The organism is Terrisporobacter othiniensis (assembly GCF_000808015.1).
GTDB lineage: Bacteria > Bacillota > Clostridia > Peptostreptococcales > Peptostreptococcaceae > Terrisporobacter > Terrisporobacter muris.
The window spans coordinates 42,797-59,968 of the sequence record NZ_JWHR01000113.1; the positions used below are offsets into that span (position 1 = coordinate 42,797).

The following is a 17,172-nucleotide window of genomic DNA, read 5'->3' on the forward strand; positions in this document are numbered from 1 at the left end:
GCAAAGCCGTTGGCGACATAAGCGAAGCGAATTTTTTATTTAGTCTAGCATAGCAATAGCTCTTATTGGAGCTCCATCAGAGTTTTCAAATTTAAGCGGTAAAGCACAAAATATAAAAGTATCGCTATCTATTAAATCCAAGTTAGTTAAGTTTTCAAATATTAAAATGTTATTTTTAAGAATTTTATGATGTTTAGCTAAAACAGACACATCTATAGGATCAACAGAAATTGTATCAAAAGCAATCCCTTTCTTTTTGGAAGTCTTAATAAAATCCACAACTTCATCACTTATAACAGGATATTGGCCTAAGTATTTGTCCGTATTCCAATATTTACTCCAATTAGTTTTAAATACTATAAATTCACTATTATCAATAGCTTCTTTATTTTTTTCAATGAAATCATAAGTAATAATATCCCCTTCTCCTAAAGATGAACAATCAATAAGAGCGGCAGTGCCTACAAAATTTATTACATTAATTTTATCAAGGGAGATTCCATCTTCAAAAACATGGTTAGGAGAATCCATATGAGTTCCATTATGTGAGCGAATATGTAATTCAGTTTCTTTATATCCATTTTCAGATACGGTACTTATTATTTTATTTTGTGGTTTTGGGCCTCCAGGATATACAGTCATATTATTTGCGATAGAGTGAGTTAAATCAATTATTTTCATTTTTACCTCCTTAAAAATATAAAGTTAATATACAAGATGCAACAATTCTAATTAATGTCCTATACTATAATTATATTATATATGAAATTTGCATATACTATGGGGGTATAATATGAATTTTCAAGAGATAATTAACACAGTAAATGATTTAAATGAATGGATAATTAGTACTAGAAGAGATATACATGAGACATCAGAGCTTGCCATGGAAGAATATATAACGAAAGAAAAAACAAAGAAATATTTAGATGAAATTGAAATTTAATATAAAGAATTTGAAAGTCATAGAGGAATTTTGGCGTATATAATAAAAGATCCAAGTTATGAAATTATTGCAATAAGAGCAGATATAGATGTATTACCAATAACAGAACAAAATAATAAAACGTATAAATCAAAGCATGAAGGAGTTATGCATGCTTGTGGACATGATGCTCATACAGCCATGTTTATAGGAGCTTGTAAAGTTTTATATAATATGAGAAATGATTTAAAAGTAAATGTTAAATTTTTCTTCCAAGAAGCAGAAGAACGATTTGGATGAGCAAAATATTTAATTAAAGATAAATGCTTGCAAAATACTAAAGTTGATTATATGTTTGGATTACATGTTCAGGCAAATGTGGAAAAGGGATGTATTGAATGTAAAGAGGGAACTCTAAATGCTAGTTCAAATAGTGTAAAGATAAAAGGAAAGAGGACTCATGGTGCGTATCCTGAAAATGGAACGGATGCACTAGTTTTTGTGGATCAAGTTATCACACCTTTACAAAGCATAATAAGTAAAAATCTTTCGCCTTCTAATATGGCAGTATTAACCTTAGGTAAAATTTCTGGAGGGGAAGCTCAAAATGTTATATGCGAAAATGTTGAGATCAACGGAACAATCAGATTTTTAAATGAGGAAAGCAAACAGATTATAATGGACAAAGCAAAAACTATAGTAGAAAATACAGCAAAGGCTTATGGATGTAAAGGATGCATATATTTGGAAAATAAGGGGTATTCGCCAGTTATAAATGACAAAGAATTAGTATATATCATAAAATTTAATGGAGAGATACTACTTGGTAAAGAATCTTATAAAGAAAAAGCCTATCCTTCCATGGGAGCAGAAGATTTTTCATTCTATACAGAAGATTGTAAAGGATCATTTTTTCATTTAGGTTGTGGAAATAAGAAAAAAGGAATAAACAGCTTAATTCATACAGACACATTTGATATTGATGAAGATTGTTTATTTATAGGGACAGCTATGCATGTACTGAATGTAATTTATTTTAATGAAAAATAATTATAAAAATAGCCATATTAAACAAAGTGATTTGTTTAATATGGCTATTTTAAGTGGATATTAAAAATAAATAATATTATTGTACATTCCTTTTTTACTCATATAATCATTGATATACTTAAGATTTTCTGATTTTTCATCAATTATGTATTTTAAAACGTTGTAAAATTCACTTTTTTCAAATTCTAAACTAGATGCACTAGATGTTGAATGAAGCAGTTCTTCTGTAGTTAGAGCATCAAAACATATAATTTTATCACCATCTTCATAGCTGTTATTATCATATATAGAAGTTAAGGTAATATTATCTATATTTATATAATCATTGGATGTAATAGAATTATTTTTATAGTATGGATGAAGATCTTTTTTATTTATTTCGGGAATCTTACCTTGTAACATATCATCAATCATACCTAAATGTTTTTCCTCAATTTTAACCAAATTAGAAAATAGGTTTTTTAGAGTGCTATCTTGTGCTTGTAAAGCATAGTCATTGTATTTATCTATTGCTAATTGTTGTTGATATTTTTCGCCTTCTAGTAAAAATTTTTCTTTGCTAGTTAAATTTACCACTGAATCACCTCCATTTATATTTTTACTTTAAAAATATAAATTATTCATATATTGCAAATAATAATAAGAGCATACAATGTGATGAGGAAAAATATAAAATTAAAATAAATTGATTTAGACGGTGAAAAAGGAGAATAGACATGAGAAAAAGAAAATGTGTCAAAGTAATTCCACTTGGAGGATTAGGAGAGATAGGAAAAAACATAACAGCTATAGAATATGAAGATGAAATAATAGTTATAGATTGTGGTATATCATTTCCAGACGAAGATATGTATGGAGTTGACTTAGTAATTCCAGACGTAGCTTACTTAATAGAAAATAAAGATAAAGTTAAAGGTTTGTTTTTAACGCATGGTCATGAAGATCATATTGGAGCAATTCCTTATATCTTAAAACAAATTAATATGCCTATTTATGGAACTAGACTTACATTGGGATTAGTTAAAAATAAATTAGAAGAACATAAGATGACAGATATAGTAACAATTTATCCTGTGGAAAGTGGAGATATAGTGACTCTTGATAAGATTAAAGTGGAGTTTATAAAAGCAACTCACTCTATAGCAGATGCTTGCTCTTTAGCTATAACAACTCCTATAGGAGTAATTATTCATACGGGAGATTTTAAAATAGATTATACACCAATAGATGGAAGGCTTATGGATTTGAATAGATTTTCAACTCTTGGTAAAAAAGGAGTGTTATTACTTTTAGCTGATAGCACAAATATAGAAAGACCAGGTCATTCGTTATCAGAAAAAACCATAGGCGAAACTTTAAATAGAATTTTTACAGGAGCAAAAGGAAGAGTTATTGTGGCTACATTTGCATCTAATATTCATAGAATGCAACAAATAGCAAATGCTTCTATAAAGGAAAATAGGAAAATAGTTTTTAGTGGAAGAAGTATGGAAAATGTGTCTAGGGTGGCAATTGAGCTTGGATATTTAAATATACCAGCAGAATCATTAATTGATATAGATGATATGAATAGATATCCAGATGAAAATATAACTATTATAACTACAGGAAGTCAAGGTGAAGCAGGAGCAGGACTTTCAAGAATTGCTTTTGGTAGCCATAGAAAAATAGAAATACACTCAGATGATTTATTTATTATTTCAGCTTCACCAATTCCAGGTAATGATAAGATAATCTCGAGGGTTATTAATCAATTATTTAGAAAAGGTGTGGAAGTTATTTATGAAGATTTAGAAGATATACATGTATCTGGTCATGCTTATCAAGAAGAGCTGAAATTAATTCATACACTAGTAAATCCAAAGTATTTTATGCCAGTACATGGTGAGTACAGACATTTAAAACATCATGCTGACTTAGCAATAAAACTTGGTATGAATCCTGAGAATGTTTTCACTTTGGAAACAGGTCAAGTATTGGAAATTACATCTAAAGGAGCTTCTGCAACAGAAAGAGTTCATACAGGAATATTATATGTTGATGGTCTTGGTGTAGGTGATGTTGGAAATATTGTTTTAAGAGATAGAAGAAATCTAGCTAAAGATGGAATGGTTATAGTTGTGATTGCAATTGATAAATTAAATTATGAAATTGCTTCAGGGCCAGATGTGATTACTAGGGGATTTATTTATGTGAGAGAGTCAGAAGATTTAATAAGAGAAATTAAAAATTTATCTAAGGAAAAGATAGATGAATGTTTAGCAAGTGAAATTATTGAATGGCAAGTACTAAAATCAAGTGTAAAAAAATCTGTAGAACAATTGCTTTATGATAAAACAAAAAGAAGACCTAGCGTATTCCCAATAATTATGGAAATATAAGTGGAATGCGTTTGCAAAAATATATTTATCCTATGATATAATTAATTAACAAATATTTATAGAATTGAGGGGGAATAAGTGAGCGATTATATTGAATTTAGGGATGTTAAAAAAATATATAAAATGGGTGAAGTTAATATAGAAGCTCTAAGCGGAGTAGATTTTACAGTTAATAAGGGTGAATTTGTTGTGGTTGCTGGTGCAAGTGGAGCTGGAAAGAGTACAATATTAAATATTCTTGGAGGAATGGATAGTCCAACTAGTGGTCAAATTATTGTAGATAATAATGAGATTAACAAATACACTAATAAAGAGTTAGTCACCTATAGAAGGTATGATATTGGATTTGTATTTCAATTTTACAACTTAGTACAAAACTTAACTGCTCGTGAAAATGTTGAACTTGCAACACAGATTTGTAGAGATCCGTTAGATATAGATGAAGTTATGGAAGCTGTAGGTCTTAGTCATAGAAAAAATAACTTTCCTGCTCAATTATCTGGAGGAGAGCAACAAAGGGTAGCAATAGCAAGAGCATTGGCAAAAAATCCAAAGTTATTACTATGTGATGAACCAACGGGAGCCTTAGATTATAATACTGGAAAATCCATATTGAAACTTTTACAAGATACTTGTAGAAAAATGAAAATGACAGTAATAATAATTACACATAACTTGGCTCTAACTCCTATGGGAGATAAAGTTATAAAGGTCAAAAATGGAAAGATAAGTTCTATTACTATCAATGAAAATCCAACACCTGTTGAAAGGATTGAGTGGTAGTATGATAAGAGCTCTAAATAAAGATTTTATAAGAGGTATATTAAAATCTAAGGGAAGGTTCTTTTCTATAGTGGCAATTGTTGCTTTGGGAGTAGCATTTTTTTCAGGAGTAAAATCTGCTCCCATAGTAATGAAAACATCTTCTGATAAGTATTATGATGATTACAATTTAATGGATATTAGGTTAATTTCAACTTTAGGATTAACAAATAAAGATGTAAATGAAATAGATAATATTAATGGAGTAGAAGCAGTTTATCCTACCTACTCCTTAGATGTAATTTCAACTTATAATTCCAATGAAGAAGTAGTGAAAGTCCATGGTTTAAATCTAAATAAATTAAATGATGATAAAAATTATATAAATAAACTTAAGCTTATTAAAGGTAGATTACCTAATAAAAGTGGAGAATGTGTTTTAGAAGTACCAAAGATTAAAACATTGAACTATCCTATTGGAAGTGAAATTGAACTAACTTCAGGTACAGATGACAAGCTAAGTAATTCATTATCTAAGTTAAAATATACTGTTGTAGGATATGTTCAAACACCTTATTATTTATCACATGAAAAAGGAAATAGCTCTATTGGTGGTGGAGTAGTGGAAGGTGCCATTATGATACCACAAAGTGATTTTAAGCTAGACGCTTATACAGAAATGTTTTTAACTGTACAATCTGCAAAAGATTTAGATACGTATAGTGATGAATATTTTAACTTAGTAAAAACAGTAACCGATAAAATAGAAAGTTTAAAAGTTAAGCTGGGAAACAGAAGATATAATGAAATTTTAAAAGATGCTGAGGATAAGCTAGATAAGCAAGAAAATAAATTATCTAAGGCAAAAGAAGATCTTGAAAAAGGCAAAAAAGAATATGAAGAAAATAAACTAAAAGCAGAAAATAAGTTACAAGAAGCAGAAAATAAGATAAATAAATATGTTCAACAAATTGAAAATGGAGAAAAACAACTAAAAAGTGAGAAACATAATACTTTTGAGAAGATAAGGCAAGGACAATCTCAGATAGAAAAAGCAGAAGTTGACTTAATAAATGGTGAGAAAGAATATGAAAAAGCATTAAATAAATTTAATGATAAAAAAGAAATTGCTCAAGTTGAAATTGAAAATGGAGAGGAGCAACTAAAAGATCTTAATACTCAAATTTATAATTTAAAAAGTGGAAATACATTAATAGAAGAACAACTTAAAAATGAAAACTTGACACAAGAACAAAAAACTGAGTTGGAAAATAAGTTAAATGAAAATTTATATTTATTATCTATATTGGAAAAAAACTATAAAGATTGTAGTGCAAAATTGGAAAGTAGCGAAGAGCAGCTAAAAGCTGGTGAAGAAAAACTAGAAGAAAGTAAATATACATTAGAAAAAAGTAAAAAAAAGATATCATCAGAAAAGTTAAATTTAGAATCTTCTAAACAGATGGCAGAGAAAAAGTTTAAAGATACTGAAGATGAATTATCACAAAGTAAAGAAGAAATTAAAAAAGCTAAAAAAGAATTAAAAGAGAATAAGAAAAAAGTAGAATCGGAATTAAGTAAAGCAGAAAATAAATTACAAAGGGCAGAAGAAAAAATTAAAACTGGAGAAGAAAAAATAAAAGATGCTAAAAAAGAAATAAAGAAAATAGAAAAACCAACTTGGTACATTTTAGATAGAGATAGTCATCAATCTTTTGTTGAATATGAAGGATGTGCTAATAGTATAGATGCATTAGCAAAAATATTTCCAGTATTTTTCTTTGCTGTTGCAGCTTTAGTTTGTTTAACAACTATGACAAGGATGGTAGATGAACAAAGGATTAATATAGGAACATTAAAAGGATTAGGATATAAAACTAGTCAAATATCCAAAAAGTATATTCTATATGCATTAATAGCTTGTTTAATAGGTAGTTTATTAGGTTTAGCCATAGGATTTACTTTGTTCCCAACGGTTATATATTTTGCTTATGGAATGATGTATTCAGTTGATAAAATAATTTATACTTTTAGTGTGCCAATAGCAATAGGCATTACTAGTGTAGCATTAATAGTAATAACATCTTCTGCATACTTGGCGTGTTATAAAGAATTAAAAGAAACACCAGCTGTATTAATGAGACCTAGGTCACCTAAAAATGGTAAGAGAATACTATTAGAGAGAATTACTTTTATATGGAATAAATTTAGTTTTATTAGTAAGGTTACTATAAGAAATATTTTTAGATATAAAAAGAGATTTTTAATGACTGTTTTAGGTATTGCAGGATGTACAGCCTTAATACTTGCAGGATTTGGAATAAAAGATTCCATAGAAATTATTGTAACAGGACAATACGGAAAATTGTTTAAATATGATATGTCTATAGTTACGCAGTCTAATATGACTGATAATGAAACTAAACAATTGAAAGATAAATTATCAAATATAAATGAAATAAATAAATACGAATTTTTCAGCTATGAAAATGGAGATGTAAAAATTAATAATACAACTAAAGAAATAACCATAGTTGTACCACAAAATCTAAATGAAATGGATGAGTTTATTCATTTGCAAGATAGAAAAACTCAAGAGTCCATAACCCTTAAAAATGATGGAATAGTTATAACAGAAAAAATAGCTAAAGATTTAGGCGTAAAAGTAGGAGATGAGATAGAGTTAATTAATGATGATGATAAAAAAGTAACAGTAAAAGTTAGTAATATAACAGAAAATTATATATCACATTATGCTTATATTTCACCTGAAAGTTATAATAATTTATTTAAAAAAGATCTGAAATTTAATAAGGTTTTAGGTGTTTTAAATAATCCAAACGTAAAAATGGAAGAAGAATTATCAAAGACATTATTTGAAATAAAAACTATCAATGGTGTAGGATTTAATACATCAGCAAAAGAAACTTTCCACAATACTATAAAAAATCTTAACTATGTAGTATTAATTATGATAATGTCTGCGGGAGCCTTAGCTTTTGTTGTTTTATATAATTTAACAAATGTGAATATATCAGAAAGAATAAGAGAAATTGCAACTATAAAGGTTTTAGGTTTTTATGATAATGAAGTATCGGCTTATATTTATAGAGAAAATATAATTCTAACAATCATAGGGACAATAGTAGGATTAGGACTTGGAACTATATTACATCAGTTTATTATGGTAACAGTAGAAATTCAGTCTATGATGTTTGGTAGAGTGATAGATAAAAATAGTTATTTTATAGCTGCTATATTAACTATAGTTTTAAGTTTATTTGTGAATATAGCAATGTTCTATAAGCTTAAAAATGTAAAGATGGTAGAATCATTAAAATCAATAGATTAAAAAATATTTATTTTTTATAAAAAAGTAATGTCAAAAACGTACCTACTTTCATAGTATATTTTAGATAACAAATTTATTTAATATCAACAAGGGGGTAACGTAATGTTAGATAGATTCTTTGGTGGATGTGAAGATGGAGGATTCTTTGGAGCTGGATGGTGGATAATAATATTATTCTTCTTATTCTTAGCATTCCAAGACTGCTGGACAGAAATAGATATTTGTGCTTGGATACCATTCTTAATACTATTATTAATAGTTTGCGCATGTGGTTTTGATGGTGATGACGGTTGTGGATGCTGCTAATAAAAATATTATAATTTAAATTATAATAACCTATTTGGATTTTTCCAAATAGGTTGTTTTTTTTTATAAAAACTATTGACTAATAAAAAATATTATCATATAATAGAACTCCACCACAAAAAAAGTGGTGAAATTATGCGCCTATTTTTCACTAAAAACTAATAAAAACAAACCCAATAAAAATCTATAAATACAAGCCTTAAAGATAGAAAAATACTACTATCTTTTATTTCTGTTTGAAAAAATCCCAAAAAATATAAAAAACTTCTTGAAAAAAATTACTTGTATGGTATATAATAATGCCTTAGTGAAAAATAATAAGGTTAAAAAATAATTTTTGAAGAGGTGCATAATGAGAGTCGGATTTGATCATGAAAAATATCTAAAAGAACAGTCTAAATATATCCTAGAGAGAGTAGAAAAATTTGATAAATTATACTTAGAGTTTGGTGGAAAACTAATGGGAGACTTACATGCAAAAAGAATACTTCCAGGGTTTGATGAGAACGCTAAAATAAAAGTTTTACAAAATATAAAAGATAAAGTAGAAGTTGTAATATGCGTTTATGCAGGTGATATAGAACGTAATAAAGTAAGAGGTGACTTCGGTATAACTTACGATATGGAAGTTCTAAGACTTATAGATGATCTAAGAAGTTATAATCTAAATGTAAATAGTGTAGTTATAACTAGATTTGAAGGACAACCTGCAACAACAGTGTTTATAAATAAACTAGAAAGACGTGGAATAAAAGTTTACAAACATGCTCCAACTAAAGGATATCCATCAGATGTAGATACGATAGTTAGTGATGAAGGATACGGAGCTAATCCATATATAGAAACAACTAAACCAATAGTAGTAGTAACTGCTCCAGGACCAAATAGTGGTAAGCTTGGAACTTGTTTAAGTCAGTTATATCATGAAAACAAAAGGGGTAATTCAGTTGGGTATTCAAAATTTGAAACATTCCCAGTTTGGAATTTACCATTAAATCATCCAGTTAATATAGCTTATGAAGCTGCAACAGTTGATTTAAAAGATGTTAACATGATAGATTCATTCCACTTAGATGCTTATGGAGAAAAATCGGTTAACTACAACAGAGACTTAGAGTTATTCCCAGTATTAAAGAAAATAATAGAAAAAATAACTGGAAAAGAATCTATGTTTAAATCACCAACAGATATGGGTGTTAATAGAGTTGGATTTGGAATAATAGATGATGAAGTAGTTCGTAGAGCTTCAATAGATGAAATAATAAGAAGGTACTTCAATACTGCTTGCCAATACAAAAAAGGTGAAGTAAACAAAGATGCTTATGATACAATATCTTTAATACTTGAAAAAATTAATGTTAAACCAGAAGATAGAGCCGTAGTTATGCCTGCAAGAGAATACTCAGAAAAACTAAAATCACAAAGTAATAATCAAGATATTTGTCCTGTAGTTGCTATGCAAGTTAAAGATGGCACAATAATAACAGGAAAAAGTTCTGATTTAATGTGTGGATCTGCAGCAGCAGTATTAAATGCAATCAAATATATGGCTAATATTCCAGATGAGATGTATTTAATATCGCCAGTAATATTAAATCCAATTATAAAATTAAAAACAGAAACTTTAGGGGGGAAAAATGTATCACTTAGCTTAGAAGAAGTTTTATCAGCACTTGCTATATGTGCAGTAACTAATCCAACAGCAGAACTTGCTATGGAAAAACTTGAAGAATTAAAAAATATACAAGCTCATTCAACTACAATAATAAGCAAAGATGATGAACAAACATTTAGAAAGTTAGGAATGCATGTAACTTGCGATCCCAATTATCCATCTCAAAATTTATACTATAACTAATAAGATACTTGAGGCCATATTGATAATCAATGTGGCCTATTTTAAAATAAAGTAAACGATAAGAAATAAAGGGTGATGATTATGAAAAATAAAAGGAAAATAATTCATATAGATATGGATGCTTTTTATGCTTCTATTGAACAAAGGGATAACCCTGCCTTAAAAGGAAAACCGGTAATTGTAGGAGGTAATCCTCAGGGAAGAGGAGTGGTAGCAACATGTTCTTATGAAGCAAGAAAATATGGAATTCATTCTGCTATGCCATGTAAAACTGCTTATAAAAGATGTCCATATGCCATATTTTTAAGACCTCGATTTGAAGTATATAAGCAAGTATCTTATGAAATAAGAGAGATTTTTCATAAATATACGGATTTAGTTGAGCCCTTATCTTTTGATGAAGCCTATTTAGATGTGACGGATAACAAATTAAATATAAAATATGCTACAGAAATTGCAAAATTGATAAAGAAAGAAATTTATGAAAAAACAGGATTAACTGCATCTGCAGGAGTATCTTACAATAAATTTTTAGCTAAATTAGCATCAGATTATAACAAACCAAATGGACTAACTATTATAAGAGAAGATAATACACAAAAATTTTTAGATAACCTTCCTATAAGTAAATTTTTTGGAGTTGGAAAAGTGACACAAAGAGTACTTCATAATTTAGGAGTTGAAACAGGATATGATTTAAGACAATTAGATATAAATGAATTAGAATCTATTTTTAAAAATAGAGGATATTTATTTTATCAACTGTCGAGGGGGATAGACCATAGAGCTGTTGAACCTTATCGAGAAAGGAAATCTATTGGAGCAGAGACTACATTGAGCGAAAATTTAGACATAGAAGATGAAAAATTAATTAATATTTTAGATGAACTTTGTGAAGAAGTTGCTTATAGGGCGGAGTATTTAAAAAAAATGGGAAGGACAGTAACTCTAAAAATAAAATATGGTGATTTTAGGCAAATAACTAGAAGTGCTAGCTTAATAAACCCCATATTTACTCATGAAGATATTAGAACTAATATTTTTAACTTATTCAAAAACATTGAACATAATCATAAAGATATAAGACTTGTAGGTGTTACATTATTAAATTTAATTAACAAAGAAGAAGGAACAAATATCACCCTATTTGAATATATTGATAATAGAAAAACTAAATAAATATTTTTTAATCCATGGGCTTTGTCCATGGATTTTTGAATATATGGGACGATGATAAAAGTTATTAACTATTAATATAACTCAAAATTGGAGGGAGATTTATGGAAAAGGTAATTAATTATGATAATGATGAAAAAAATAGTTTAAAGGGGAATTGTAAAAAAGTTAAGTTTGTTTTATGGATAATACTGTTTGCTAACTTAGGTGTGGCTATAACTAAAATGGTAGTTGGTTATTTAATAAATAGTGCTAGTTTAAGTACAGATGGGATTCACTCCTTATCTGATGGACTTTCTAACGTGGTAGGTTTAATAGGGATTACTATAGCAAGTATACCAGTGGATAAAGAACATCCTTATGGTCATAAAAAATCTGAAATAATTGCTAGTTTATTTATTGGAGGCATGCTTTTATTTTTAGGCTTAAAGACATTGATTACTGGATTTGGGCGTTTTGTTAATCCTGGAGAGATAAGTATAACGTTAATAAGTTTGATTTCACTAATATTAACTATCGGTATAAATATTTTTGTAACTATATATGAAAGAAGAAAAGGCGAGGAATATAATAGTTTTATATTAATATCTGATTCAATTCATACTAAAAGCGATATTTTCATATCAGTAGGAGTTTTGATATCTTTGATAGGAATTAGGATTGGGCTTCCTCAAATTATAGATCCCATTATATCTATAATAATATCTTTATTTATACTTAGAGCATCTTATGAAATTTTTAAAGAATCCATTGGCATATTGCTAGATAAAGCGATGATAGGAGAAGAAAGAATTATTGAAATACTAAATACTTTTTCAGAAATAAAAAATATTCATAATATAAGAAGTCGAGGAGTAGAAAATGATATATATGTAGATATGCATATAATGATAGATGCTAACACAAGTATTGAAGATGCTCACAAACTATCTCATAATATAGAAAGAGAAATTAAAAATAATATTAATCCAAACTGCCAAGTGATAATTCATATTGAACCATATCATAAAGATGAAAATGTATTGTAGAAAAAAAATTTATATTTTATAATTAAGATGCATACTAAAATATGCATTTAACTAGAGAATGAGTATGTTATTCAAGGTGCCAAATGGCTTAAAAGGGAATGTGGTGAAAATCCACAGCAGCCCCCGCTACTGTAATAATGACGAAAACTTAGAGCTTTGGAGAGCTTTAACTCCACTGGTAAAATGGGAAGGAGAAGTGAGTAGGATGATTTTAAGTCAGGAGACCTGCCTAAAAATACATGATCTTTCGGGTGTGAGAGAAATACTGTAATATGGGTTATTAATAAATAGGTATTAACGGAACATATTATAGAAAAAAATTAACTTTTTTGTAAAAGAGTAATAACTTATTCTCTAGTTAAGGTTTCTAAATGAAGGGGATGAAATTATGAATCAACAGGGATTTATTATAGACATTGTAGACAATAGAACTGCTAAAATGATAATGCAACGTCATTCAGCATGTGCATCTTGTGGAAAATGTAGTAAGTTATCGTCTGAATGTCAGGATTTAGTGGTGGAGGTAGACAATTCTATAGGAGCAAAAAAAGGAGATCATGTAGAAGTTAGTATGGAAAGTGTAAGGGTGCTTAAGGCAACTCTGCTTGCCTATTTAGTCCCTTTAATATTTTTGCTTGTGGGAACAATATTGACATATTACATATTGGATTTAATTAAATTCTCGGGACCGACTGAAGTTATAAGTGGAGTAGTTGGTTTAATTTGTACTTGTATATCTTATTTGTTACTAAGAAAAAATGATGACAAATTTAAACAGAGTAGACAGTATATACCTAAGGTAACTAGAATAATAGAAGAAAAGTAGAATTGTTTATAATAAAAAGAAGCATTTATTTATGAATGCTTCTTTTTATTATAAACTTTATTGTATTTTAATATCTTATTTTATATATAATAAAAAATTATTTTATAAGTTTTTTTAACTGGAGTTTTTTATTATTGATTTTAAAACAAATTATATAATAAGTTTTAACTAGTGAAGTGATTAATAGTACGCCCATTGCGATTGAAGCACTTACAAAGAGTGAGTTAGTACCAATTGACATAGCATTTGTATAATTTCCTTCAACTAGAGATAACATAGTATTATAAAGTCCTAACCCTGGTATTAAAGGTAAAATACCTGGTATAACAAATATAATAGCGGGATACTTCATTTTTCTAGCTAATATTTCACTAAGAAGTGAAATTAGTGCAGCTGCAAAGAAGTTTGCTAAAATAGCATTACCAGAGAAATTAAATAATATGATATAAACAGTCCATCCTATTCCACCAATAATTCCAGCAGGAATTAAAGATTTTATAGGAGAGTTAAAGAATATTGAAAATCCTATAGTAGCTAAAGATGAAAAAAAGAAACTCTCTAATAAATTAAATAAACTCATTCAACTAACCTCCAAATCTAACAGTTAAGTCAAGTACAACACCCACGCCTACAGCAATAGCAGCTGATATCAAGCATGATTCAACGATTCTAGATACACCGGCGATTAAATTACCAGAAATTAAATCTCTCAGTCCTTTAATAAAGGCAACTCCAGGTAAAAGTGGCATTATAGAACCAACTATCAGAGAGGTAGAATTTTCAATTACATTATATTGAACTAATAAATTACCTAAAACAGCTATGGAAAATGAACTTATAAGCGTTGCAAAAAATGGTATTTGATTAAGTTTTAACGTTTTATTATAAATGATAACTCCTATGGTAGCTATAATTAATGTAAGTACAAAGTCTAAAACACTAGTACCACCAATTAAATAAGCAAATGATGCAGAAGCCATGGCTGTACCAATAAAATATACAAATTGATTATAATCCTTTACTGCATCAACTTCTCTCAATCTACCGATGGCCTCCAATGGATCAATATCTTCATTTTGAACAAAATCTCTAGAGATGTTGTTTAACCTATCTATCTTAGTAAGGTTAATTGTTCTTCTAGATATAGTTTTCATAAAAGTAAGACCATCAAATTTCTCGTCTGATATTATTACACAAGTTGGTGTAGTAAAAACATTGACATGTTTGAATCCTCTTGATTTACAAACCCTAAGTACGCTATCTTCAACTCTAGCAGTTTCTGCACCGTTGATAAGCATTTGCTCTCCTAATAGCAAGGCGAATCTTAAGATTTCTTTTTTATAGCTAACTTGAAATTCCCTTTTCATAAAGTCCCCCTATTAATATAATGATAAAAAGATTATAGCAAAAATAATTTGAAATAGTTATATCATTTGTACTTTTATTGGAAATTTTTATTCCAACCATAAATTATATTCTGAAACAAATAAAATATTCCCTCTTTTTAGTATGGTATTGTATATTTTTAAATAAAAAATAACAAATTTCATTATGTAATTATGATAGAAAATGTAAATTTGTAGTATTGAGTGGAAGTATGCCCTATGAACACTTTATTTTAATAAACCATATAATGTTATTATCTTATCGTGGAAAAGGGGAAATTTATTATGGTTTTGACAGGCGCACATTACATCTATATCATTTTCATGGTAATAATCTTAATTACTATGATTTTGAAGAAAGAAAGCGTAGTACCTTGTGTACTAGGCATATTTTTCCTAGGACTATTCTTTACGAAAAACTTTGTAGGAGCACTTAATGGAGTTTTTAACTCTTTTGTTGTAGCACTAAATGAACTTGGTGGGATAATACTAATTATAGGAATTATGGTAGCTTTATCTAAAGCACTAGAAGAAAATCATGCCATAGATTTTATGGTAAAGCCATTTGCAAAAGTAATAAAAAGCCCTACAACTGCATTCTTTGTTTCAGGAATTGCGATGTTAGTAATGTCATGGTTCTTCTGGCCATCTCCAGCATGTGCATTAATAGGTGCAATATTTTTACCAATAGCAATTCGTTCAGGGTTGCCAGCTATGGGGTTAGCTGTAGCAATAAACTTATTTGGTCATGGATTAGCCTTATCAACTGATTTCGTGATTCAAGGAGCACCCAGTATAACAGCGGGTGCAGCAGGTATACCAGTACAATCAGTTATAATTGAAGGTATGCCACTATATTGGACAATGGCAATAGTAACAATATCAGTAGCATTTTATATGTTAAGAAGAGATATAAAGAGGGGAATGTTTGAACAGGAATTAGCATTAGCTAGAGAATCAGACGTGGAATTAAAAGAAGTAGGACCAAAAGCAAAACTTTCTGTATTTATTGTTGCAATAGCATTTATATTAGATATAGTTGGAATGTATGTATTTGATTTAAAAGGTGGAGATGCAACAGCTTTGCTTGGTGGAACATCAGTAGCATTACTAGTTTTTGTAAATGCATTAAGTAGCCCGACGGAATGTTTAGATAAAGTTTCTCAACATATAATTCATGGATTTGGATTTGCTATAAGTATATTTGCCGTAATCATACCAATAGCTGCGTTCTTCTATTTAGGAGATTCATCAGTAACAACAGTATTCGGAGATGTTTTGACAAAAGGATCTCAAGGATTGTTATCAGATATAGGTATAGCATTATCGAATGCAGTACCATTTAATAAGGTTGCAGCAGCAGGAATTGAAACAGTTGTTGGTGGTATTACAGGGCTTGATGGTTCTGGATTTTCAGGTATGTCACTAGCTGGATCATTGGCTCTAGTATTTGGAAATGCAATTCATGCAAATGTAGCTATTCTTACAGCATTAGGTCAGATAGCAGCTATTTGGGTAGGGGGCGGATGTTTAGTTCCTTGGTCATTAGTTGCAGCAGCAGCTATTTGTGGAGTTAGTCCAATAGAGTTGGGGAAAAGAAACTTTATACCTATTATGATAGGGTTTGTAGTAACAACCATATTGGCTATATTCTTATTATAATTAAAGTGATATGATTAATTTATAAAATAAATTGATATAAAGAGGCTATAGAATTTTAATTCTATAGTCTTTTTATGTTTATGATAATATAATAAAATTAGTAATTAAATATATAGAAGTTTATTTTATAAATGTAAGAATTTACAAGTAATAATTATTTGGGAAAAATAAATAATAAAAATATAAAAGAATATTGACAATATATTTTAATGATGATAAACTTATACTTGTCTTGGAAAAAAGACAAAACACTTAATAACTTGTGGAAAAAAGAAAGTAAAAAAGTGTTGACAAATAAAAACAACTTTGATAAACTTAAGAAGTTGAAACGAACAAAGAACTTTGAAAATTAAACAGTAGGTTAACAATAAATTAATTCTTTAAGAATTAAACTGAAACAACAAACAAACCAAGCCAGATATTCAGATAATGATTAGTCTGAGCGATGGACAACTTTTTTA

The 17,172-nt window shown here is 28.6% G+C and carries 14 protein-coding genes, 1 pseudogene and 1 riboswitch; of the genes and pseudogenes, 11 read left to right on the plus strand and 4 right to left on the minus strand.

The genetic code is table 11. The features are described from left to right. Positions 1-39 precede the first annotated feature (39 nt). Positions 40-681 carry a cyclase family protein gene (locus QX51_RS14155; RefSeq protein WP_039680545.1) on the minus strand — a complete coding sequence of 214 codons (642 nt, stop codon included), beginning with the start codon at positions 679-681 and terminating at the stop codon, positions 40-42. A gap of 112 nt (positions 682-793) precedes the next feature. On the opposite strand from QX51_RS14155, the gene QX51_RS21265 reads away from it, so the two are divergent. Together QX51_RS21265 and QX51_RS21275 are read left to right on the plus strand one after the other, a co-directional pair. Continuing rightward, positions 794-946 (plus strand): hypothetical protein, encoded by a 153-nt coding sequence (locus QX51_RS21265; protein ID WP_242842750.1) that lies wholly within the window; start codon positions 794-796, stop codon positions 944-946. A gap of 30 nt (positions 947-976) precedes the next feature. Further along, positions 977-1,975: pseudogene (locus QX51_RS21275) on the plus strand (M20 metallopeptidase family protein). A gap of 60 nt (positions 1,976-2,035) precedes the next feature. Here QX51_RS21275 and QX51_RS14165 read toward each other — a convergent pair. Beyond that, a complete protein-coding gene (locus QX51_RS14165) occupies positions 2,036-2,551 on the minus strand; it encodes a spore coat protein (protein ID WP_039680546.1) in 516 nt (171 codons plus the stop codon). 140 nt (positions 2,552-2,691) lie between these two features. Here QX51_RS14165 and QX51_RS14170 point away from each other — a divergent pair, with 140 nt between their 5' ends. The 8 genes from QX51_RS14170 to QX51_RS14210 all read left to right on the plus strand — a co-directional run bounded on the left by QX51_RS14170 (position 2,692) and on the right by QX51_RS14210 (position 13,664). Continuing rightward, the gene (locus QX51_RS14170) at positions 2,692-4,356 is read left to right on the plus strand and encodes a ribonuclease J (RefSeq protein WP_039680547.1); all 1,665 of its coding nucleotides are present in this window, start codon (positions 2,692-2,694) and stop codon (positions 4,354-4,356) included. A 123-nt stretch (positions 4,357-4,479) separates the two neighbouring features. Beyond that, positions 4,480-5,139 (plus strand): ABC transporter ATP-binding protein, encoded by a 660-nt coding sequence (locus QX51_RS14175; RefSeq protein ID WP_200886405.1) that lies wholly within the window; start codon positions 4,480-4,482, stop codon positions 5,137-5,139. Continuing rightward, positions 5,120-8,470: an ABC transporter permease gene (locus tag QX51_RS14180; RefSeq protein ID WP_242842753.1), complete on the plus strand. Its 3,351-nt coding sequence runs from the start codon at positions 5,120-5,122 to the stop codon at positions 8,468-8,470. Before QX51_RS14175 ends, QX51_RS14180 begins: the two co-directional genes overlap by 20 nt. Before the next feature lie 102 nt (positions 8,471-8,572). After that, a complete protein-coding gene (locus tag QX51_RS14185) occupies positions 8,573-8,776 on the plus strand; it encodes a hypothetical protein (RefSeq protein ID WP_039680550.1) in 204 nt (67 codons plus the stop codon). Between the two features lie 352 nt (positions 8,777-9,128). After that, positions 9,129-10,634, plus strand: a complete 1,506-nt coding sequence (locus QX51_RS14190; RefSeq protein ID WP_039680551.1) for a DUF1846 domain-containing protein — start codon at positions 9,129-9,131, stop codon at positions 10,632-10,634. An 81-nt stretch (positions 10,635-10,715) separates the two neighbouring features. Then, the gene (gene dinB, locus QX51_RS14195) at positions 10,716-11,813 is read left to right on the plus strand and encodes a DNA polymerase IV (protein WP_039680552.1); all 1,098 of its coding nucleotides are present in this window, start codon (positions 10,716-10,718) and stop codon (positions 11,811-11,813) included. 101 nt (positions 11,814-11,914) lie between these two features. After that, positions 11,915-12,838 (plus strand): cation diffusion facilitator family transporter, encoded by a 924-nt coding sequence (locus QX51_RS14200; RefSeq protein WP_039680553.1) that lies wholly within the window; start codon positions 11,915-11,917, stop codon positions 12,836-12,838. 57 nt (positions 12,839-12,895) lie between these two features. Continuing rightward, positions 12,896-13,085: riboswitch (cobalamin riboswitch) on the plus strand. A gap of 141 nt (positions 13,086-13,226) precedes the next feature. Next, positions 13,227-13,664: a SoxR reducing system RseC family protein gene (locus tag QX51_RS14210; RefSeq protein WP_039680555.1), complete on the plus strand. Its 438-nt coding sequence runs from the start codon at positions 13,227-13,229 to the stop codon at positions 13,662-13,664. A 97-nt stretch (positions 13,665-13,761) separates the two neighbouring features. On the opposite strand, the gene QX51_RS14215 is transcribed toward QX51_RS14210, so the two are convergent. Together QX51_RS14215 and QX51_RS14220 are read right to left on the minus strand one after the other, a co-directional pair. After that, positions 13,762-14,244 (minus strand): threonine/serine exporter family protein, encoded by a 483-nt coding sequence (locus QX51_RS14215; protein ID WP_039680556.1) that lies wholly within the window; start codon positions 14,242-14,244, stop codon positions 13,762-13,764. A 4-nt stretch (positions 14,245-14,248) separates the two neighbouring features. After that, positions 14,249-15,031, minus strand: a complete 783-nt coding sequence (locus QX51_RS14220; protein WP_039680557.1) for a threonine/serine exporter family protein — start codon at positions 15,029-15,031, stop codon at positions 14,249-14,251. Positions 15,032-15,334: 303 nt separating this feature from the next. Between QX51_RS14220 and QX51_RS14225 the strand changes: the two genes are divergently transcribed. After that, positions 15,335-16,711, plus strand: a complete 1,377-nt coding sequence (locus QX51_RS14225) for a transporter permease (protein WP_039680558.1) — start codon at positions 15,335-15,337, stop codon at positions 16,709-16,711. Positions 16,712-17,172: the final 461 nt, after the last annotated feature.

Bases quoted from the DNA above. Each gene is read 5' to 3' on its own strand.
- QX51_RS14155 (WP_039680545.1), bottom strand. From the start codon at position 681: ATGAAAATAATTGATTTAACTCACTCTATCGCAAATAATATGACTGTA.
- QX51_RS21265 (WP_242842750.1), top strand. From the start codon at position 794: ATGAATTTTCAAGAGATAATTAACACAGTAAATGATTTAAATGAATGG.
- QX51_RS14170 (WP_039680547.1), top strand. From the start codon at position 2,692: ATGAGAAAAAGAAAATGTGTCAAAGTAATTCCACTTGGAGGATTAGGA.
- QX51_RS14175 (WP_200886405.1), top strand. From the start codon at position 4,480: ATGGGTGAAGTTAATATAGAAGCTCTAAGCGGAGTAGATTTTACAGTT.
- QX51_RS14185 (WP_039680550.1), top strand. From the start codon at position 8,573: ATGTTAGATAGATTCTTTGGTGGATGTGAAGATGGAGGATTCTTTGGA.
- QX51_RS14190 (WP_039680551.1), top strand. From the start codon at position 9,129: ATGAGAGTCGGATTTGATCATGAAAAATATCTAAAAGAACAGTCTAAA.
- dinB (WP_039680552.1), top strand. From the start codon at position 10,716: ATGAAAAATAAAAGGAAAATAATTCATATAGATATGGATGCTTTTTAT.
- QX51_RS14200 (WP_039680553.1), top strand. From the start codon at position 11,915: ATGGAAAAGGTAATTAATTATGATAATGATGAAAAAAATAGTTTAAAG.
- QX51_RS14210 (WP_039680555.1), top strand. From the start codon at position 13,227: ATGAATCAACAGGGATTTATTATAGACATTGTAGACAATAGAACTGCT.
- QX51_RS14215 (WP_039680556.1), bottom strand. From the start codon at position 14,244: ATGAGTTTATTTAATTTATTAGAGAGTTTCTTTTTTTCATCTTTAGCT.
- QX51_RS14220 (WP_039680557.1), bottom strand. From the start codon at position 15,031: ATGAAAAGGGAATTTCAAGTTAGCTATAAAAAAGAAATCTTAAGATTC.
- QX51_RS14225 (WP_039680558.1), top strand. From the start codon at position 15,335: ATGGTTTTGACAGGCGCACATTACATCTATATCATTTTCATGGTAATA.